The organism is Pseudomonas xionganensis (assembly GCF_009763245.1).
Taxonomy (GTDB): domain Bacteria; phylum Pseudomonadota; class Gammaproteobacteria; order Pseudomonadales; family Pseudomonadaceae; genus Aquipseudomonas; species Aquipseudomonas xionganensis.
Genome location: NZ_WKJZ01000001.1, coordinates 945,294 through 962,577 on the forward strand (window position 1 = coordinate 945,294; position 17,284 = coordinate 962,577).

Here is a 17,284-nt window from a genome sequence, read left to right on the forward strand (position 1 = left end):
CGTACTCTCCGCTGCCCCGTGCTGTGAGGCTTCCATGAACGCCTGCAGCGCTTCCGCCTGGGCGCTCGATGGCCCCGTACTACTGACCTGCGCAGTGGCCGTCGGGGTCCTGTTGCTGGCTCGCTGGGTCAAGCGTCAGCGCTATTTCCCCGGGCGTGAAAGCTTTGTCCTGATGCACCTGGGCAGTATCTGGTGGATGGTCGCGGCTGCCCTGGAAATGGCGGCCCAGGACCCTGGTTGCAAGGTGTTCTGGGCCAGCATGGCCTGGCCGGGCATTCTCGCGGTGCCGACGTTCTGGGCGGTGTTCCTCTGGCAGTACGTCAACAGCAGCAGTCGCCCCTTGCCCAGACGCCTGACCCTGGGGCTGAGCGTGACGCCGGTACTGTTCTGGCTACTGGCCCTGAGCAATCCCTGGCACGGCCTGTTCTATGCCGCCGGTACCGCGCCTCTGTCGGCCGAGGCGGGGGCGCCGATCCGCTATGTGCATGGCCCGCTGTTCTATGCCGCGGCGGTATATGTCTACCTGTTTATGCTGTTCAGCGTGGCGTCGGTGGTGCGTGCCGCACTGACCAGCCAGGGTGTACACCGTCGCCACTACCTGGCCTTCGTCCTGGTCACCTGTGTGCCCTGGGCGGCGAATGTCAGTTATGTGGTGTTCGGCTGGATGCTCTTCGGTTTCGATCCGACGCCTTTCAGTTTCGCCTTTACCCTGGCCGCCTTCGCTTGGCTGATCGTCGGAGTGCGCCTGTTCGATCTGCTGCCGGTGGCGCGTCATCTGCTGCTGGATGAGTTGCCCGATCCGGTGCTGGTGGTCGACAGCCAGTTGCGGGTGATCGAAGCCAATCCTGCGGCGCTCAAGCTGGCGGGGCTGCGCAGTGGCTGGCAGGGGCGTGCCCTGGTCGACTGGCCGGTGCTGGGCCGTGACCTGCAGAGTCTGCTGGAGCAGCACGGCCAGGGTGAGGCCGAGCAGTCGCTGACGCTGACCAGCGCTGCACGCTATTTCGAGGTGCGCATCCGCGCCATCCAGCGCGAGGCCCATCGCGGCACCCTGTTGCTGGGGCAGATGCTCTATCTGCGTGATGTCACCCTGCGCCACCTCAGCGAACTCAAGCTAGCCGAGGCCCTGGCGGTGAGCGAGGAGCGGCTGCGCACCATTTCCAGCCTGCATGAGCAGTTGCAGGAGCAGGCCTTGTGCGATCCCCTGACCGGACTTTATAACCGCCGCTACCTGGATGAATTCTTTAGCCGCGAGGTGGCCCGTGCCCAGCGCGAACAGGTGCCCATCGCCCTGGCCCTGATCGATCTGGATCACTTCAAGCAGCTCAATGATGAACACGGTCACCTGGAAGGCGACGATGTGCTCAAGGGCGTGGCCCAGCACCTGCTGGACAACCTGCGCACCTCGGATGCCGTGTTCCGTATCGGCGGCGAGGAATTTCTGCTGATCCTGCCCGGCGCCGACGCCGCCGAGGCGCGAGCGCGTCTGCAGACCATCTGCCGCAGTCTGGCCGAGCAGCCGCTGCCTACCCGGGGCGGTGCGCGTTATGTCACCTTGTCGGCCGGCCTGGCCTTGTGGCCCTATCAGGGCGTCGAACTGGATCGTCTGCTGCAGATTGCCGATAGCGCGCTTTATCGGGCCAAGGACGAAGGGCGTAACCGTATCTGTGGTCTGACCTGAAGCGCCTCCGCCTATCCGCGGCTAAGGCGTTCTGCGGCATAACGGGTTAAACTGCGCGCGATTTTCTCTTCCTGCCCGGAGCCGTCCATGTCCCGCGTTACCCTCAGTCGCTACCTGATCGAACAGACCCGCAGCCACAACACCCCGGCCGATTTGCGCTTTTTGATCGAAGTGGTGGCCCGTGCCTGCAAGGCGATCAGTCATCAGGTATCCAAGGGCGCCCTGGGCGGCGTGCTCGGCAGCCTGGACAGCGAGAACGTGCAGGGTGAGGTGCAGAAGAAGCTCGACGTACTGTCCAACGAGATCCTCCTGGAAGCCAACGAGTGGGGCGGCCACCTGGCCGGCATGGCCTCCGAGGAAATGGACAACGCCTACCAGATTCCCGGTCAGTACCCCAAGGGTGCCTACCTGCTGGTGTTCGACCCGCTGGACGGCTCCAGCAATATCGACGTCAACGTCTCGGTCGGCACCATCTTCTCGGTGCTGCGCTGCCCGGATCGCAATGGTGAAACCGGTGACCTGGGCGAAGAGGCCTTCCTGCAGCCGGGTACCGAACAGGTCGCCGCTGGCTACGCCATCTACGGCCCGCAGACCATGCTGATGCTGACTCTGGGCCAGGGCGTGATCGGCTTTACCCTGGATCGCGAGCTGGGCTCCTTTGTCATGACCCATGACAATATCCGCGTGCCGGAGGCGACCAAGGAATTCGCCATCAACATGTCCAACCAGCGCCACTGGGAAGCGCCGGTGCAACGCTATGTGTCCGAGTTGCTGGCCGGCGAAACCGGGCCGCTGGGCAAGAACTACAACATGCGCTGGATCGCCTCCATGGTCGCCGACGTGCACCGCATCCTCACCCGTGGCGGCATCTTCATGTATCCGCGCGATGCCCGCGAGCCGGACAAGGCTGGCAAGCTGCGCCTGATGTACGAGGCCAACCCGATGTCGATGATCATCGAGCAGGCCGGCGGCGTGGCCACCAATGGCGTGCAGCGCATTCTCGATATCCAGCCCGAGTCCCTGCACCAGCGTGTGCCGGTGTTCCTGGGTTCCAAGGAAGAAGTGCTGCGCATCACCGCCTACCACCGGAGCTGAGCCATGCAGCCCTGGCAGCCGTTGCTCGACTGGTGGTTCGGCCCCGAGACTGCGGCCGCCGAGGTGGCCGCGGCGCGCCATGGCCTGTGGTTCGGCAAGCGCGACAGCCAGGATCGTGAGGCCCGCGAGCGGTTCGCGCCGCTGGTGGAGCAGGCCCTGGCCGGTCAGCTGCCCAGCTGGCAGACCGAGGCGGAGGGCTGGCTGGGGCATATCCTGCTGCTCGACCAGCTGCCGCGCATGATCTTTCGCGACACACCGCGAGCCTTTGCCGGCGATGCCCGGGCGCAGGTGCTGGTGCAGCAGGGCCTGGCCCAGGGCTGGGAGCGGCAGCTGGCGCCGATCCAGCAGGTGTTCGTCTATCTGGTGCTGGAACATGCCGAAGACCTGGCCCTACAGGATCAGGCCGTGGCCCGTTTCGAGCAGCTGCTGGCCCAGGCCGATGCCGGCGAGCGTGAGCTGTTCGCCGGCTTTCTCGACTACGCCGAGCAGCATCAGCGGGTGATCGCCCGCTTTGCGCGCTTTCCCCACCGCAACCTTATTCTTGGCCGCGAGTCTACGGACGAGGAGTTGCAGTTTCTGCAACAGCCCGGCTCGCGGTTCTGATTCGTCGCGCACAGGCCGTCAGCCTGTGCCAAGCTGATCGTCACATCCCTGTGAGGAGTTTTCTAATGTCCCTGCGCACCCCTGCTCTGTTGTTGTGCTGCCTGGCGCTGGTCGCCTGCAGCAAGGTCAACCAGGAGAACTATTCCAAGCTCAAGCCCGGCATGACCAAGACCGAAGTGGAGGGGCTGCTGGGCGGCCCGACCGAGTGCGCCGGCGCCTTGGGCATGTCCAGTTGCACCTGGGGCGACGAGCAGCGCTTTATAAGCGTGCAGTACGCCGGCGACAAGGTGCTGATGTTTTCCGGTAAAGGGCTCAAGTAATGCGTCGGCTGGCAATGTTGGCCGTGGTGTCGGTGCTGGTTGGCTGCGCCAACTCCGGCACGGGGGTGGTGCCGCCGAAAACCGTGGAACAGGTCGATCTGCAGCGTTACCAGGGCACCTGGTACGAGCTGGCGCGGCTGCCGATGTTCTTCCAGCGGCACTGCGCCCAGTCCGAGGCACTTTATGAGCTGCAGGACGGCGGCACTATTGGCGTGACCAACCGCTGCCGCACCTTTGACGGTGAGATGCAGCAGGTGCAGGGCCAGGCCGTGGCCCAGGTGCCTGGGCAGACCAGCAAGCTGTGGGTGCGCTTCGACAACTGGGTCAGCCGTCTGCTGCCTGACCTGACCCGCGGCGAATACTGGGTGCTCTACCTGGATGAGGGCTATCAGCATGCCCTGGTCGGCCACCCCAATCGCGATTACCTGTGGCTGCTGGCGCGTACCCCTGAGGTATCGACCGAAATGCGTGAGCGCCTGCTGCAGGAGGCTGGCAATCGGGGTTACGACACCGGGAAGCTGATCTGGCGCCGCAGCGATGCCGAGATGGCCCTGCCACGCTAATGTGCTTCAGCGTTTGGCCTTGGGGCTCTGCAGACGGATCGTCAGCCGGGTATCGCCCTCGCCATGGACGAAACTGGCCTGCTCCGGTTTTGGCTTGCCGTTGAGCAGTGGCGGGTTGCCGGAGAAACCCACCGGCTCCAGCGGTATGCCCCGCGGGCTGTGATCGAGCTGGCCATTGCCGTTCAGGTCCTGAAACAACTGGATGGCATAGCGCCCCGCTGGCAGCTCGCTAAAGCGGGCCTGGCCATCGTGGCTCAGGCGCTGTTGCAGAGGCAGCTGCGGCCAGCGCTGCGACTCACCCGGCGCCAGTGCGAGAAACAGCGGGGCGCCTTCCTGCCATTGTTCAACCTGCACCAGGATATCGCCGGCGTAAGCGGAGGAAGCGAGCAATAGCAGGCCAAGCCCGGTCTGGTAGCCGACCTTCTTTACGGTTTGAAGAATTCTCTGTGGCATAATCCGGGCATTTTGCAGGGAATTGGCAGGCGATGCGTCGGGTTTTGATCGTTCATTTTTCGCAAACCGGCCAGCTAGACAGGCTGGCGCAGTCCGTTTGCGGGCCGTTGCAGCAGCACGGCGATACCCAGCTGGATTATCTGCAGCTGCAGCCGGTGCAACCTTACCCCTTTCCCTGGCCCTTTCTCGATTTTTTCCGCATTTTCCCGGAAACCGTGCTGATGCGCCCGCAACCGCTGCGGCCGCTGGCGGTGGATGCCAGTACCCGCTATGACCTGGTGATCCTCGCCTATCAGGTGTGGTTTCTTTCGCCGTCGCAGCCGATGACTGCCTTTCTTGCTTCACCCGAGGCGGCGCACCTACTCAAGGGCACCCCGGTGGTGACCCTGATCGGCTGCCGCAATATGTGGCTGATGGCCCAGGAGAAGGTCAAGGCGCGCCTCGACCAGCTGGGCGCGCGCCTGGTGGACAATATCGCCCTGACCGATGCCTGCGGCACGGCGGCGAGCTTTCTGGCCACGCCGCTATGGCTGTTTACCGGCCGGCAGAAGCCCTACAGCTGGGTGCCTCGCGCCGGTATAGACGAGGCCGAGATTGCCGCCGCCAGCCGCTTCGGTGAGGCCATGGCGCAGCGCCTGACCGCCGATGATCAACCGATCGAGCAGCCCATGTTGACCGGCCTTGGTGCGGTGCGCATCGATGAAAAGCTGATCGCCAGCGAGAAGGTCGGCAACCGCAGTTTCCAGCTCTGGAGCCGCCTGCTGGCTGCCCTAGGCCCGCAGCAAAGCCGTCGCCGCGCCGCCGGCCTGGTGATCTATATCCTGTTTCTGCTGTGCCTGATCGTCACCGTGGTGCCGCTCAGTGCTTTGGTGAAAAAACTGTTGGCGCCGCTGACCAAGGCGCGCACTGAACGTGAAAAGGCCTACTTCGCCGGCCCGTCCGGCGAGTGAAGTGACCCGAGGAAGTCCCGTGGTACAACCCGTATTTATCAATCGCATCAGCGCCTTTCTGCCCCATGCGCCGGTCGACAACGAGCAGATGGAAGCGCGCCTGGGCCTGGTCGGCGGCAAGCCGTCGCGGGCGCGCAAGCTGATCCTGCGCAGCAATGGCATCCAGCAGCGCCACTATGTGATCGACCCGCAGACCGGTGAGCCGAGCATGAACAATGCGCAGATCAGCGCTGCGGCGATTCGTGGTCTGCTTGGCGGCGATGTCCAGCTGGATGACCTCGACTGCCTGGTGGCCAGCAGCGCCTCGCCGGATCAGGTCATGCCCGGTCACGCGGTGATGGTGCAGGGCGAGCTGGGCAATCCGCCCGCCGAGGTGGTGAGCACCGCCGGCATCTGCCTGTGCGGCATGACCGCGCTGAAATACGCCTGGATGAGCGTGGCCAGTGGCGAGAGCCGCAATGCGGTGGCCTGTGGCTCGGAGGTGGCCTCGACCCTGATGCAGGCGCGCAATTTCGAGGGCGAATATGAAAGCCGCCTGGCCGAGCTGGAAAACCACCCGGAAATCGCCTTCGAGAAGGACTTTCTGCGCTGGATGCTCTCCGATGGGGCCGGCGCCGTGCTGCTGCAGGGTCAGCCGAACCGCACAGGTTTGAGCCTGCGTGTCGACTGGATCGACATCTTCTCCTTCGCCGACCAGATGCCGCCGTGCATGTACGCCGGCGCCGAGATGGTCGATGGCCAGTTGCAGGGCTGGAGCCGTTACGACGGCGCCGAACGCAATCGTCGCTCGCTGATGGCGATCAAGCAGGACGTCAAACTGCTCAACGACAATATCGTCAAGTACACGGTGGAAGAGACGCTCAGGCGCATTATGGCGCGGCGTGAACTGCGTGCTGAGCAGTTCGATTATTTCCTCCCACACTACAGCTCGGAGTTCTTCCGCGAACGCCTGGCCGTGGGGCTGGCCAACGTGAACCTGGCGATCCCGCAGGAGCGCTGGTTTACCAACCTGACTCGCAAGGGCAATACCGGCGCGGCGTCGATCTTTATCATGCTCGAAGAACTGTTCAACTCCGGCCGGCTGCGCAGCGGCCAGCGCCTGCTCTGCTATGTGCCGGAAAGCGGGCGTTTCTCCAGCGCCTTTATGCAGCTGACCGTGGTTGGCCAGGAGGATGACAACACATGAAGCTCGATGAAGTCCCCCAGGATCACAGCTCCACCTACGGCGGGCACCGCAAACTGGTCTATGCGGTGGATGCCAGCGGTCATTATCAGGGCGCCCAGAGCGATGGCTGGGAGCCGGAAGCCTTTGCCACCCAGCTGGCCGTAGCCGAACTGCAGGAGCAGGAAGCCGAAGCCGAAGCGGCCTGGCAGCGCGGCGAGCTGTCGCCGCTCAAATGCCTGATGTACCGCTACCGCCTGGATGAGCCGGCGCTGGCGCAGATCACCGGGCTGTGGCAGTGGCGCATTCGCCGGCACTTTCGCCTGACTATTTATAAGAAGCTGTCGGCGGCCATTCTGGCCCGTTATGCCGAGGCCTTTGGCCTGCCCGTTGCACAGTTGATCGCTTACCAGAAGGACATGGCATGAGCAGTTTCCAGCAGCCCTTTCAGCATCAGCAGAGTGCCCATTGCGAAAGCGGGGTGATGGCCAGCCTGCTGACCCACGCCGGCCTGCCGATGAGCGAGCCGATGGCCTTTGGCCTGGCCTCGGGGCTGGCCTTTGCCTACCTGCCGATCGTCAAGCTCAGCGGTATGCCCCTGATCGCCTACCGCATGCCGCCCAAGCACCTGATCAAGACCCTGAGCAAACGCCTCGGTGCGAAGCTGCATACCCGCACCTTCGGCGATCCCGAGCAGGGCCGTCGTGAGCTGGATGCGGCGTTGGACAGCGGTCGCCTGGCTGGGCTGCAGAGTTCGGTGTTCTGGCTGCCGTACTTTCCGCCGGAGATGCGTTTTCACTTCAATGCGCACAACCTGCTGGCCTATGGCCGCGAGGGCAATGAATACCTGATCAGCGATCCGGTGTTCGAAGAACCGGTGCGCTGCGCCGCCGAAGACTTGCAGAAGGCGCGTTTTGCCAAGGGAGCCCTGGCCGCCAAGGGCCTGATGTACTGGCTGGAGGACGTGCCCCTGGAGCAGGACTGGAACAAGCTGATTCGCCAGAGCGTGCTGTCCACCACACGGATTATCGATGGTATGCCGCTGCCCTGGATCGGCATTCGCGGCATTCAGCATCTGGCGGGGCAGATCGAACGACTCGACCCGACCCAGGCCAAGTACAACCGCCTGTACCTGACCCATATCGTGCGTATGCAGGAAGAGATCGGCACCGGCGGCGCGGGTTTCCGCTTTATGTACGCGAGCTTCCTGCAGGAGGCGGGCGAGAAGCTCGGCGATCGCAACCTGCAGGAGGCTTCGGTGCAACTCACGGCCATCGGCGACAACTGGCGCCAGTTTGCCTCGGCCTGCGTGCGCGCCAGTCGCAACAAGGGTGAGACGCCAAACTTTGCGCCTATCGCCGAAAGCCTGCGCGGCATTGCCCTGCAGGAGCGCGCGCTGATGAAGGAACTGGCGGCTTGGAGCAAGCGGTAGGGTGGATCGCGCTTTATTGATCCACCGATCAACGCCCCCGGTGGATGAAAACGGCGTCATCCACCCTACAGCTTGATTCGCTGTACCTCGGTGCCTGCGCTCAGTTCGCTAAAGCTGTTGGCATAGGCGCCGGTTATCGCGCCCTCCAGCAGCACCGCCTGCACCGAAAAATCCCCGCGCTCATCGCAAACCAGCAACAGCGCCTGCTCGATCAGGCCGTCGCGCAGATCCAGATTGGCCAGGGCCTGCAATTGCGGCCAGACCTGCTGCCCTGCACCGATAAACAGATTCGGCCCGTCGATGCCCAGTTGCTGAGCGATATAAAAGCCTGCGGCATTGCTGACGCTATTCACAAACTCGAAGGGTTTGGGCTGTTTGTGCTGCACGCACACCGCCTCCAACAGCGCGCCCATGGTGGCCCGTGCCGGGTGGGCAGAGGCCAGATACAGGCCGCAGTGGCTGCGCACTTTTGCTTTCAAGGGCGCAGCCGCCAGCAGGCATTGCAGGATCAGGCGGTCGATGCGCCGCGGCGGGTTATCCAGCCACTGGCTTAGAGCCGTTTTTAAGTCTTTATCGCTGATGCTGGCCAGGCCGTGGACTTCACTGGCGGCAATTACCGTCATGCGCTGTCTCCCTGGGCGCAGCCCTGCAAAATAAGACTGGCATTATTGCCGCCAAAACCAAAGAAGTTGGCCAGCAGCAGGCTATCGGCCGCCAGCCTCTGCAGTTCGGCGCTAAAGGGTAGCAGGGCCTCGCTGGCGTAGCTCACGCCGGGCAACGGGCCCAGTTGCAGGGCCTTGAGCAGCAGCAGGCTTTCACTCAGGCCGCAGGCGCCCAGGGTGTGGCCGAGCCAGGGTTTGAGCAGGCTCAGGGCGGGCATCTGCTCGCCATACAGCAGGCGCATACCGTTGCTTTCGGCTTCATCGTTGGCGCTGGTGGCGGTGCCGTGCAGTTTCACCAAGTCGATCTGTTCGGCGCTGCAGCCGGCGCTTTTCAGCGCCTGTCGCATCACCCAGTGGATATGGCTGCCATCTTCGCGGGTGGTGGTCAGGCTGCTGGTGTCGCAGGCGCTAAAGCCGCCGAGCAGGCGCGCCAGTGGAGCGTCCCCTGCTTCGCGGCCGAGCAGCACGGCGGCATAGGCCTCGCCCAGGAGCAGGCCATCACGTTCGGGGTGGAAGGGCCGGTACTGGCCGCTTGGGCTGGTCAACATCAGCGCGCCGAAACCCTGCATGGCGATGGCGCTGGGCGTTTCGAAACTCAACACCAGGGCGCGGGCGTACTGATCGGAATTGATCAGTCGGGCGCCGTACAGCAGGCCATTGGCGGCGCTGGTGCAGGCGGTGTTCAGGGTGAAGGCGGCGGCAAAACCCCAGCGCTGGCACAGTTGGCTGGCCAGCAGGTCGAGGGACGTCGAATCGCCCGGGGCAAAGCCCTGCTGCGTGCGGGTCAGGGCTTCCAGTTCACTGATATCCAGGCTGGTGCTGGCGACGATCAGCAGGCAGTCATCGAGTGCCTGGGGTTGCGGGCCGAGAACGGCGGCAAGGCAGCGATCCAGGCGCTCGTCCAGGCTGCCGGCAGGGCCGGTGGCGTTCAGGTAGCGGCGCGGCTCCTGCACTTCATGCAACTTGAACACGTCGCCCTGGGGCTGCTGGCCGGCCAGCAGGTTGCTGGCGGCTTCCTCCAGGCTGGCGCCAAGGGCGCAGTCCAGGGCGCTGCGCTGCAGATACACCGGGGTCACTGCTGCTGCCTCCGAAGCGTTTCGTTGGCGGCTGCGCTTCGGCCAAGCGGCGTTGAAAGCGGGCTCAAAATGCTCATTTAGCATCCGTAAACTGCGCTTTCTCGCCCGCTTTCGCCTTGCCTGGCTCTAGCTCGCCGGCCACCGAGCCGCTTCGGATATAGGCGGCAATGCTGGCGATCGTGGCGAGGATACGTCGGCCGTCCTTGGCGCCTTCAATGCGCACGCCGTAGTGCTGCTGCAGGGCCAGGGACACCTGCAGGGCATCCAGGCTGTCCATGGCGATACGGCTCTTGCCGCCGAACAGTGGCTCGTCGTCGCTGATGCTTTGCCAGTCGATATCGTCTTCCTTGTCGCACTCGCGGATCAGCAGTTGCTTGAGTTGTTCTTCTAGTAATGGGTGGTCCATTGGCTTTGCTGTACTCGTCGGGTGAACAGAAACAGCCCCGCAACGCCGCAGATTGCAGCAAACAGCAGCAGGCGCGCGCAGTAGGGGGCGATGTCGGCCAGTGAGCCGTGGCCCACCAGCAGGCTGAGAAAGGCGTCCAGCGCCCAGCTCATGGGGGAGATTTCCGCAAGTCCGGCCATGGCCGCCGGCATCACGCTTTTGGGCACCATGATCCCGCCGATGGCGGCCAGCAGGATATTGATGCCGCCGCCCAGCAGCAACGCCTGTTCGCTGCTGCGGGCCAATGCGGCCAGCAGCAGACCCAGGCTGCAGGTGGCCAGGGCGATACTGAGTGCCAGCAGTGGATAGGCGGCTGCGCTGCCGGGCAGGCTGAGCGCCGGCAGGCCCAGTAGCGGCAGGCCATGGAGGCCGATACTCAGCAGCAACACAAATTGCAGCAGGTTGATCGCCAGGTAGGGCAGCAGCTTGCTTAGCACCAGAGTGCCGAGGTTCAGGCCCAGGCAGCGCAGACGCAGCAGCGCGCCGCTCTGTTGCTCGCGCTGAAAACCACCGGCCATGGGCAGCACGACGAAGAACATGCCGAAAATCAGCCAGGCCGGCACGCTCAGCTGGCTGGCATTGGCCCGGCCACTGAGGTCGCCGCTGGCCAGTTGTTCCTGTTCGTCGATGTGGCTTTGGGTGCGCTGCTGCACCAGTTGCAGGCGCTCGCCGCGGCTGAGTTCGGCATCGACCACGCCGCTGTCCTCCAGATAGGCCAGCAGCCGGGTCTGCGCCAGGGCGATGCTCACGGCGCTGTGCAGGCGCTGGCGCGAGAGTTTGTCGAACTGTGCCGGGAAGCTCAGGCTCGGCCCCTGGTGTGGGCTGTCCAGCAGCGTGGCGGCAAAGTCGGCGGGCAGACGCACCCGGGCCAGGCGTTCGTCGCTGTCTGCGAGCAGCTGGCTGCCTGGCAGTTGCGCCTGCAGGGCGGCGTGGAAGAACTGGCTGGCATCGTCCTGCGGCGCCTCGATAATCAGGCGCAGGGCCGGCGGCTTGTCCTGCATATAGCTGGACATGGCCCCGGCCATCAGCAGCAGAAACAGGGTCGGCATGATAAACAGCACGGCCAGGGCATGGGGGTCGCGCAGCAGCAACAGCACTTCCTTGCGCACCAGCGCCCAGAGCCTCATAGCCGGCCTCCGTTCAGACGCAGGTAGAGCTGCTCCAGGGACGGTCGGCCGAAGCGCAGCAGGTTGGGCAGGCCATCCTGGGCGGTGACAAATTTCGTGATGGCCAGCAACTGCTGGCCATTCAGGGTGGCAATACGCAGGCCCTTGGGCAGTGTTTCCGCGCTCAGTTGCAGGCGTGCAAGCAGTTCGCCCAGGCCGGCGGGCGGGGCATCCGGCCATTCCAGCAGCAGGCCATGGTCGTCGCCGAGCAGCTGGCGCTTGTCCAGATCCAGGCGCACCTGGCCCTCGTGCAGCAGCAGAATGCGCTGCGCCACCCGCTCCACTTCTTCCAGGTAATGGCTGGTGTAGATCACCGCCTTACCCTCGGCGCTCAGCTGCTCGACCGCGACCAGTAGCTGCTGGCGGCTGGCGGCATCGACGCCCACGGTGGCTTCATCGAACAGGTAGAGATCGGCCGGCTGCAGCAGGCCGATGGCAAAATTCAGCCGCCGTTGTTCGCCGCCGGAGAGTCGTTCGCTGCGCCGCGTCAGCTTGTCCGCCAGGGCGCAAGTCTCGATGCACTGTTGCAGTCGCTGGCGCCGCTCGGCGCCGCGCAGGCGATAGAGGTCGGCAAACAGCTCAAGGTTCTCGCCCACCTTGAGCCTGGCATAGAAGGCCATCTGCTGTGGCACCAGCCCCAGGCGCAGATGGCTATCCTTCCGGATCTCGCCCTGCTGCAGGGGCAGTACGCCACTGAGCAGCGATAGCAGGGTGGTCTTGCCGGCACCATTGCTGCCCAGCAGGCCCAGGCATTCGCCGGCCTGCAGCTGCAGGTTGATACCCTGCAGGGCGGCGCGGGTGCTGCCTGGGTACTGGTGACTGACCTGGCTGAGCTCAAGCATGGATCAGCACCAGCAACAGCTTGCCGTCCAGCAGCAGCTGTTCTTCGCTGTGGATGCAAAAGGCATAGAGGGCGCCGGCTGGGCTCAGGGCCTCCTGGGTGGCGCTGACCTGCAGGGCGCCGCTGCGCCGGGTTGGCTCATGGTGCAGCTGCAGCTGGGAGAGTTTGCCCACCAGGGCCATTTCAATGGCACTGCTGTCGCCATATAGGGCACCATGCGCGGCGCATAATTGCGCGGCCGCCTCGAACAGCAGGCAGGGCGAGGCAGCGCTGCCAAAGGCATCCAGGTAGTGCCAGTCGGTGAGGCCCTGGATGCTCAGTGGATCGTGCGCCAGCAGGCCATCCAGCCAGAGGGCCGGGCCTTGATGGGGCAGCAGGCTGTGCAGTTGAGTGCGGTCCATTGCGGGCGGCCGGAATAAACAGGCCGGCAGTGTAACAGAGGGCTACAGCTCAGGCAGCGCTTGGCTTTGCCGGATTGGTGAATGAAACAGGAGAGCGTGATGGCGTGGTGGCAGGCAGGGCTGTTTGGCCTGGGGACATGGGTTCTGCTGGCGTTGTCCTGGCGTGCGCTGGGGCGGCCACAGTCCCACGGTTTCTATCGCTTTTTTGCCTGGGAGGCGATTCTCGCCCTGTTGGTACTCAATGGCCCGCTGTGGTTTGTGGACCGTTTCGCGCCGCACCAGCTGGCCTCCTGGGCGCTGTTGTTCGCTTCCCTGCTGGTGCTGTTCCCCGGGGTGTATCAGCTGCAGCGCATGGGGCGTGCGGATGGGCAGCGTCAGGACGCCGAACTGTTCGCCTTCGAGCGTACCTCGCAGCTGGTGACCACTGGCATCTATCGCTATATCCGCCACCCGCTGTACGCCTCGTTGCTGCTGCTGGCCTGGGGCCTGGCCTGCAAGCAGCCGGGCATGCTGAGCTGGGCCCTGGCGCTGCTGGCCAGCCTGATGCTGTGGCTGACTGCCCGCTGTGACGAGGCCGAATGCCTGGCCTATTTCGGTGAGGCCTATCGGGACTATATGGGGCGCAGCCGGATGTTTATTCCCTGGGTGTTCTGATCGCTACTGCCAGCTGAGCCGCGCCAGTTTCCATTCTTCACCTTCCCGCCACCACTCCATCTCAACGGTGAAGTGGCGGGCGCTGTCGGGAATCAGGCCTTCGGCACCGATCAGGGCGACCTGGGCCTCGGTATGGCCCTTCTCGCTATAGGTTTCATTCAGGTAGCTGGCCTTGCTCAGAGCCAGCACCTCGACCTTCTTGTGCCGCAGAAACATCAGCAGCATGGTGCGCTGAGCCCATTCGCGGTCGAATTGCTGCTGGGCGCGGAACTGCGGGTGCAGCTGTTCCAGCACCGAGTTGCTGCGCTTGGCCTGGAGGTTGTCCTGCAGTTCTTGCACGGCGGCCTCCAGGGCGGCCAGGGGTTCGTCCTTGGCACCACAGCCAGCGAGCAGGGCCAGCAGCAGGAAAAGCAGGGGAAATAAGCGCTGTGGCATGCCGAACTCCTGTTTCATGGTTATGATGCCGGGCAGAGCATCTTAGTGGCCGCCCCTTCCCTGCGGGTCAAGCCTAGGCCTAAATCCAGGAGCCTGTCATGCATAGCCTGTATCCGGAGATCAAACCCTACGCCCGTCACGAGATGGCGGTGCAGGAACCGCACGTGCTCTACGTGGACGAAAGCGGATCGCCAGATGGCTTGCCGGTGGTGTTTATCCATGGCGGCCCGGGCGCCGGTTGCGACGCCGCCAGCCGCCGCTATTTCGATCCCAATCTGTATCGCATCGTCACCTTCGACCAGCGTGGCTGCGGGCGCTCCACGCCCCATGCCAGCCTGGAACACAACACCACCCAGGCGCTGATCGCCGATATGGAACAGATCCGCGAACAGCTGGGCATTGACAAGTGGGTGCTGTTCGGCGGCAGCTGGGGCTCGACCCTGGCCCTGGCCTATGCCCAGGCCCATCCGCAGCGGGTGCATGGTTTGATCCTGCGCGGCATCTTCCTGTGCCGCCCCGAGGAGTTCCACTGGTTCTATCAGGAGGGCGCCAGCCGCCTGTTCCCCGATTACTGGGAGGACTACCTGGCGCCGATTCCGCCCGAGGAGCGTGGTGGGCTGATGCAGGCCTTCTACAAGCGCCTGACCGGGCCCGACCAGATCGCCCAGATGCATGCGGCCAAGGCCTGGTCCACCTGGGAAGGGCGCACCGCCACCCTGCGCCCCAATCCGCAGGTAGTGGACCGTTTCAGCGACAGCCACCGGGCCCTGTCGATTGCCCGTATCGAGTGCCACTACTTCGTCAACAATGCCTTCCTGGAGCCCAACCAGTTGCTCCGTGATATGCCGAAGATTGCCCACCTGCCGGGGGTGATCGTGCATGGCCGCTACGACGTGATCTGCCCGCTGGACAACGCCTGGGCGTTGCATCAGGCCTGGCCCAACAGCGAGCTGCAGATTATTCGCGATGCCGGCCATTCGGCAGCGGAAACGGGCATCACCGATGCCCTGGTGCGGGCCGCCGACGAGCTGGCCCATCGTCTGCTCAACCTGAGTCCGGACGAAGCATGAAGGCACTGATTCAACGGGTGCGCAGCGCCCGGGTGGAAGTGGCGGGTGAGGTGGTCGGCGCCATCGACCAGGGCCTGCTGGCGCTGGTGGGTGTCGAGCCCCAGGACACGCCTGCCAGCGTCGCCAGGATGCTGCAGCGGCTGCTCAAGTACCGGGTATTCAGTGATGCCGAGGGCAAGATGAACCTGTCCCTGAGCGATGTGCAGGGCGGGCTGCTGCTGGTCTCCCAGTTCACCCTGGCCGCCGATACCAAGAGCGGTCTGCGTCCGAGCTTTTCCACCGCCGCACCGCCAGCCCTGGGCGCGGAGCTGTTCGAACTGCTGGTCAGCCAGGCGCGCGACGCTCACCCGCAGGTGGCCACTGGCCGCTTTGGCGCCGATATGCAGGTGCATCTGATCAATGACGGCCCGGTGACCTTTCTCCTAGAGGTCTGAGGCCTCTGCGTCCAGGCGAATGGCGCGGACCCGGTTACGCCCGGTCTCTTTGGCCTTGTACAGCTGCTGGTCGGCCTGCTCGATCAGGGCCTGGGGGTTCAGGCCTGCGGCATTGCCCTGCCAGCTGGCGATGCCGACGCTGATGCGTACCGGCACCGCTGCGCCGTCCACGCGAAAATCCAGGGCCTGCACCGCCAGGCGTACCTGCTCCAGCACCTGGGCGGCGCCCTCGGGCTGGCTCAGGGGCAGGAGCAGGGCAAATTCCTCGCCGCCATAGCGCGCCAGCAGGTCATCCGGGCGCTGCTGCGCCGGGCGCAGGGCGGCGGCGACCTGCTGCAGGCAGGCGTCGCCGACCAGATGGCCGTAGCGGTCGTTGAAGGACTTGAAGTGGTCGATATCCAGCAGCGCCAGGCTCAGCCAGGAGCCTTCGCGGCTGGCCCGGTTCAGGGCCTTGACCAGCATTTCGTCGAAATGGCGGCGGTTGTACAGGCCGGTCAGCTGGTCGGTGATGGCCCGCTCGGCCAGGCCGACATTGACCCGCTGCAGCTCGGCCAGGGCCTGATTCAGGGCTCGGGTTTTCTCCTCGACTTCCTGTTGCAGGCGCTGGTTGGCTTCCTGTTTGAGGCTGATCAGCTCGGCGGCGATCTGCGCCCGCTCGCGCTGCAGGTCGTTCATTCGCGCGCCGAGGACGAAGGACAACAGCACCGCCTCGATGGACAGGCCGATAAGCTGGCCGTAGGTGCTCAGCCAGCTCATCGGCAGCAGGCCCACCAGATTCAGGTTGAGCACCAGTGTGCCGAGGATCAGCAGGCCCCAGGCCAGGCTGTAAAAACGCAGATAGACCCGCGCCTGGCGGGCGTAGAGCAGGGCCATCAGTACCGGCACCACAGCGCCGAAACAGGCCACCGGCATGGCGCTCCACAGCAGCGGCTGCGACCAGGGCGTGGCCAGCAGCGCGACATACAGGCTGAGAACGGCGAACAGGGCGCGATACCAGCGCCAGTGGCCTGGGTGCAATTCGGGGATCTGCAGCAGGCGGGCGGCGAACATATTGCCCAGCAGAAAGGCCAGCCCGGCGCTGAAGACGAAGGCGCGGCCATGCTCGCTTTCACCCAGGTAGGGCACCAGCAGGCCGAAACGAATTGCCTCGAAGCTATACACCGCCAGCTGGAACAGCACATACCAGAGAAATTCGGCGCCGCGGGTGGCCAGCCACAGCAGCAGGTTGAACAGGATCACCGCCAGGCCCAGGCCGAAGAAGGCGCCCAGCCACAGGTTGGTCTGCTCGCGCCAGCCCTGTAGCTCGGCTTCGGGCAGCAGGCGCAGGGGCACCAGGGAAATGTCCGGGTATTGCACGGCGATCAGCAGCTCGACCGCACCACTGCCGGGGGGCAGGGCAAAGGTCGGGTAACGCTGGCGCTCCAGGCGGGGTAGGGGCTGAAACTGTTCGCCCTGGCGCAACCAGGCCTGGATCTGGCCCATCTGCGGCCATTCGCTAAGCAGTCGCCAGTCGACCTCAGTGCTTAACTGCAAGGGCACCCGTAGCCATAGCTGACGGGTTTCGCCGATCAGGTGCAGGGTCCGGCCGGACCAGGGCTGCCAGGCATGCCCGGGCAGCTGCTGAGGATCGGACAGGGGCTGATCGACAAAGAGAAAGTCGCTGTTGACCGGCACCGTCAGGCTGGAAGCTGAGCGCGACAGATCCAGCGGCGCGGCCAGGGCCGAGGCGCAGAGCAGAAATAGCAGCCACAGGCTGCGCGGCAGAAAGGCGACGAGTTTGGGCATTTTTATTATTCGTCTGTTGGCCGCCAACAGCGCTGCGGGTATCGCAACAGGTGCAGCCT

The 17,284-nt window shown here is 64.6% G+C and carries 21 protein-coding genes; 12 read left to right on the top strand and 9 right to left on the bottom strand.

The features are described 5' to 3' along the window. Positions 1-34 precede the first annotated feature (34 nt). From GJV18_RS04290 to GJV18_RS04310, 5 genes are all read left to right on the top strand, one after another. Complete coding sequence (locus GJV18_RS04290) at positions 35-1,678, top strand: histidine kinase N-terminal 7TM domain-containing diguanylate cyclase (RefSeq protein WP_160343475.1); 1,644 nt, start codon at positions 35-37, stop codon at positions 1,676-1,678. A gap of 87 nt (positions 1,679-1,765) precedes the next feature. Then, positions 1,766-2,773 carry a class 1 fructose-bisphosphatase gene (locus tag GJV18_RS04295; protein WP_160343476.1) on the top strand — a complete coding sequence of 336 codons (1,008 nt, stop codon included), beginning with the start codon at positions 1,766-1,768 and terminating at the stop codon, positions 2,771-2,773. 3 nt (positions 2,774-2,776) lie between these two features. Beyond that, entirely contained in the window at positions 2,777-3,376 is a 600-nt protein-coding gene (locus GJV18_RS04300; protein ID WP_160343477.1) for a DUF924 family protein, read from the top strand. A 65-nt stretch (positions 3,377-3,441) separates the two neighbouring features. Continuing rightward, positions 3,442-3,696, top strand: a complete 255-nt coding sequence (gene bamE / locus GJV18_RS04305) for an outer membrane protein assembly factor BamE domain-containing protein (protein WP_160343478.1) — start codon at positions 3,442-3,444, stop codon at positions 3,694-3,696. After that, positions 3,696-4,259, top strand: a complete 564-nt coding sequence (locus GJV18_RS04310; protein WP_160343479.1) for a lipocalin family protein — start codon at positions 3,696-3,698, stop codon at positions 4,257-4,259. The genes bamE and GJV18_RS04310 overlap by 1 nt, the downstream gene beginning before the upstream one ends. Before the next feature lie 6 nt (positions 4,260-4,265). Here the strand turns inward: GJV18_RS04310 and GJV18_RS04315 are convergent, their stop codons facing one another. Next, positions 4,266-4,712 carry a DUF2141 domain-containing protein gene (locus GJV18_RS04315; RefSeq protein WP_160343480.1) on the bottom strand — a complete coding sequence of 149 codons (447 nt, stop codon included), beginning with the start codon at positions 4,710-4,712 and terminating at the stop codon, positions 4,266-4,268. A gap of 44 nt (positions 4,713-4,756) precedes the next feature. Between GJV18_RS04315 and GJV18_RS04320 the strand changes: the two genes are divergently transcribed. Genes GJV18_RS04320 through GJV18_RS04335 form a run of 4 tightly spaced genes read left to right on the top strand, consistent with a single transcriptional unit; the run spans position 4,757 to position 8,256 of the window. Beyond that, a complete protein-coding gene (locus GJV18_RS04320) occupies positions 4,757-5,662 on the top strand; it encodes a dialkylrecorsinol condensing enzyme (RefSeq protein WP_233280069.1) in 906 nt (301 codons plus the stop codon). A 19-nt stretch (positions 5,663-5,681) separates the two neighbouring features. Next, positions 5,682-6,848, top strand: a complete 1,167-nt coding sequence (locus GJV18_RS04325; protein WP_160343482.1) for a beta-ketoacyl-ACP synthase III — start codon at positions 5,682-5,684, stop codon at positions 6,846-6,848. Then, positions 6,845-7,252, top strand: coding sequence for a hypothetical protein (locus GJV18_RS04330; RefSeq protein ID WP_160343483.1), 408 nt, complete (start codon positions 6,845-6,847; stop codon positions 7,250-7,252). Before GJV18_RS04325 ends, GJV18_RS04330 begins: the two co-directional genes overlap by 4 nt. Continuing rightward, positions 7,249-8,256, top strand: coding sequence for a BtrH N-terminal domain-containing protein (locus GJV18_RS04335; RefSeq protein WP_160343484.1), 1,008 nt, complete (start codon positions 7,249-7,251; stop codon positions 8,254-8,256). Before GJV18_RS04330 ends, GJV18_RS04335 begins: the two co-directional genes overlap by 4 nt. Positions 8,257-8,321: 65 nt before the next feature. Here GJV18_RS04335 and GJV18_RS04340 read toward each other — a convergent pair whose 3' ends face one another. The 6 genes from GJV18_RS04340 to GJV18_RS04365 all read right to left on the bottom strand — a co-directional run bounded on the left by GJV18_RS04340 (position 8,322) and on the right by GJV18_RS04365 (position 12,847). Beyond that, positions 8,322-8,879, bottom strand: coding sequence for a hypothetical protein (locus tag GJV18_RS04340; protein ID WP_160343485.1), 558 nt, complete (start codon positions 8,877-8,879; stop codon positions 8,322-8,324). Next, on the bottom strand, positions 8,876-9,994 hold the full coding sequence (locus GJV18_RS04345; RefSeq protein WP_160343486.1) for a beta-ketoacyl synthase N-terminal-like domain-containing protein: 1,119 nt from the start codon (positions 9,992-9,994) through the stop codon (positions 8,876-8,878). Before GJV18_RS04345 ends, GJV18_RS04340 begins: the two co-directional genes overlap by 4 nt. 73 nt (positions 9,995-10,067) lie before the next feature. Then, complete coding sequence (locus tag GJV18_RS04350; protein ID WP_233280070.1) at positions 10,068-10,400, bottom strand: acyl carrier protein; 333 nt, start codon at positions 10,398-10,400, stop codon at positions 10,068-10,070. Then, on the bottom strand, positions 10,382-11,566 hold the full coding sequence (locus tag GJV18_RS04355; protein ID WP_160343487.1) for an ABC transporter permease: 1,185 nt from the start codon (positions 11,564-11,566) through the stop codon (positions 10,382-10,384). The genes GJV18_RS04350 and GJV18_RS04355 overlap by 19 nt, the downstream gene beginning before the upstream one ends. Further along, the gene (locus GJV18_RS04360; protein WP_160343488.1) at positions 11,563-12,447 is read right to left on the bottom strand and encodes an ABC transporter ATP-binding protein; all 885 of its coding nucleotides are present in this window, start codon (positions 12,445-12,447) and stop codon (positions 11,563-11,565) included. The genes GJV18_RS04355 and GJV18_RS04360 overlap by 4 nt, the downstream gene beginning before the upstream one ends. Continuing rightward, the gene (locus GJV18_RS04365; RefSeq protein WP_160343489.1) at positions 12,440-12,847 is read right to left on the bottom strand and encodes a hotdog family protein; all 408 of its coding nucleotides are present in this window, start codon (positions 12,845-12,847) and stop codon (positions 12,440-12,442) included. The genes GJV18_RS04360 and GJV18_RS04365 overlap by 8 nt, the downstream gene beginning before the upstream one ends. 99 nt (positions 12,848-12,946) lie before the next feature. Here GJV18_RS04365 and GJV18_RS04370 point away from each other — a divergent pair, with 99 nt between their 5' ends. Further along, complete coding sequence (locus GJV18_RS04370; protein ID WP_160345972.1) at positions 12,947-13,501, top strand: methyltransferase family protein; 555 nt, start codon at positions 12,947-12,949, stop codon at positions 13,499-13,501. Between the two features lie 3 nt (positions 13,502-13,504). Here the strand turns inward: GJV18_RS04370 and GJV18_RS04375 are convergent, their stop codons facing one another. After that, the gene (locus tag GJV18_RS04375) at positions 13,505-13,936 is read right to left on the bottom strand and encodes a hypothetical protein (protein WP_160343490.1); all 432 of its coding nucleotides are present in this window, start codon (positions 13,934-13,936) and stop codon (positions 13,505-13,507) included. A 98-nt stretch (positions 13,937-14,034) separates the two neighbouring features. Between GJV18_RS04375 and pip the strand changes: the two genes are divergently transcribed. Then, entirely contained in the window at positions 14,035-15,006 is a 972-nt protein-coding gene (gene pip / locus GJV18_RS04380; protein WP_160343491.1) for a prolyl aminopeptidase, read from the top strand. Further along, positions 15,003-15,440: a D-aminoacyl-tRNA deacylase gene (dtd, locus tag GJV18_RS04385; protein WP_160343492.1), complete on the top strand. Its 438-nt coding sequence runs from the start codon at positions 15,003-15,005 to the stop codon at positions 15,438-15,440. The genes pip and dtd overlap by 4 nt, the downstream gene beginning before the upstream one ends. Here the strand turns inward: dtd and GJV18_RS04390 are convergent. Continuing rightward, positions 15,429-17,225 carry a GGDEF domain-containing protein gene (locus GJV18_RS04390; RefSeq protein ID WP_160343493.1) on the bottom strand — a complete coding sequence of 599 codons (1,797 nt, stop codon included), beginning with the start codon at positions 17,223-17,225 and terminating at the stop codon, positions 15,429-15,431. The two genes, dtd and GJV18_RS04390, sit on opposite strands and share 12 nt — an antisense overlap. Positions 17,226-17,284: the final 59 nt, after the last annotated feature.

Excerpts from the sequence above, each read along its gene's own strand:
- GJV18_RS04290 (WP_160343475.1), top strand. The coding sequence starts at position 35 with ATGAACGCCTGCAGCGCTTCCGCCTGGGCGCTCGATGGCCCCGTACTA.
- GJV18_RS04295 (WP_160343476.1), top strand. The coding sequence starts at position 1,766 with ATGTCCCGCGTTACCCTCAGTCGCTACCTGATCGAACAGACCCGCAGC.
- GJV18_RS04300 (WP_160343477.1), top strand. The coding sequence starts at position 2,777 with ATGCAGCCCTGGCAGCCGTTGCTCGACTGGTGGTTCGGCCCCGAGACT.
- bamE (WP_160343478.1), top strand. The coding sequence starts at position 3,442 with ATGTCCCTGCGCACCCCTGCTCTGTTGTTGTGCTGCCTGGCGCTGGTC.
- GJV18_RS04310 (WP_160343479.1), top strand. The coding sequence starts at position 3,696 with ATGCGTCGGCTGGCAATGTTGGCCGTGGTGTCGGTGCTGGTTGGCTGC.
- GJV18_RS04315 (WP_160343480.1), bottom strand. The coding sequence starts at position 4,712 with ATGCCACAGAGAATTCTTCAAACCGTAAAGAAGGTCGGCTACCAGACC.
- GJV18_RS04330 (WP_160343483.1), top strand. The coding sequence starts at position 6,845 with ATGAAGCTCGATGAAGTCCCCCAGGATCACAGCTCCACCTACGGCGGG.
- GJV18_RS04335 (WP_160343484.1), top strand. The coding sequence starts at position 7,249 with ATGAGCAGTTTCCAGCAGCCCTTTCAGCATCAGCAGAGTGCCCATTGC.
- GJV18_RS04340 (WP_160343485.1), bottom strand. The coding sequence starts at position 8,879 with ATGACGGTAATTGCCGCCAGTGAAGTCCACGGCCTGGCCAGCATCAGC.
- GJV18_RS04350 (WP_233280070.1), bottom strand. The coding sequence starts at position 10,400 with ATGGACCACCCATTACTAGAAGAACAACTCAAGCAACTGCTGATCCGC.
- GJV18_RS04355 (WP_160343487.1), bottom strand. The coding sequence starts at position 11,566 with ATGAGGCTCTGGGCGCTGGTGCGCAAGGAAGTGCTGTTGCTGCTGCGC.
- GJV18_RS04360 (WP_160343488.1), bottom strand. The coding sequence starts at position 12,447 with ATGCTTGAGCTCAGCCAGGTCAGTCACCAGTACCCAGGCAGCACCCGC.
- GJV18_RS04365 (WP_160343489.1), bottom strand. The coding sequence starts at position 12,847 with ATGGACCGCACTCAACTGCACAGCCTGCTGCCCCATCAAGGCCCGGCC.
- GJV18_RS04370 (WP_160345972.1), top strand. The coding sequence starts at position 12,947 with ATGGCGTGGTGGCAGGCAGGGCTGTTTGGCCTGGGGACATGGGTTCTG.
- GJV18_RS04375 (WP_160343490.1), bottom strand. The coding sequence starts at position 13,936 with ATGCCACAGCGCTTATTTCCCCTGCTTTTCCTGCTGCTGGCCCTGCTC.
- pip (WP_160343491.1), top strand. The coding sequence starts at position 14,035 with ATGCATAGCCTGTATCCGGAGATCAAACCCTACGCCCGTCACGAGATG.
- dtd (WP_160343492.1), top strand. The coding sequence starts at position 15,003 with ATGAAGGCACTGATTCAACGGGTGCGCAGCGCCCGGGTGGAAGTGGCG.
- GJV18_RS04390 (WP_160343493.1), bottom strand. The coding sequence starts at position 17,225 with ATGCCCAAACTCGTCGCCTTTCTGCCGCGCAGCCTGTGGCTGCTATTT.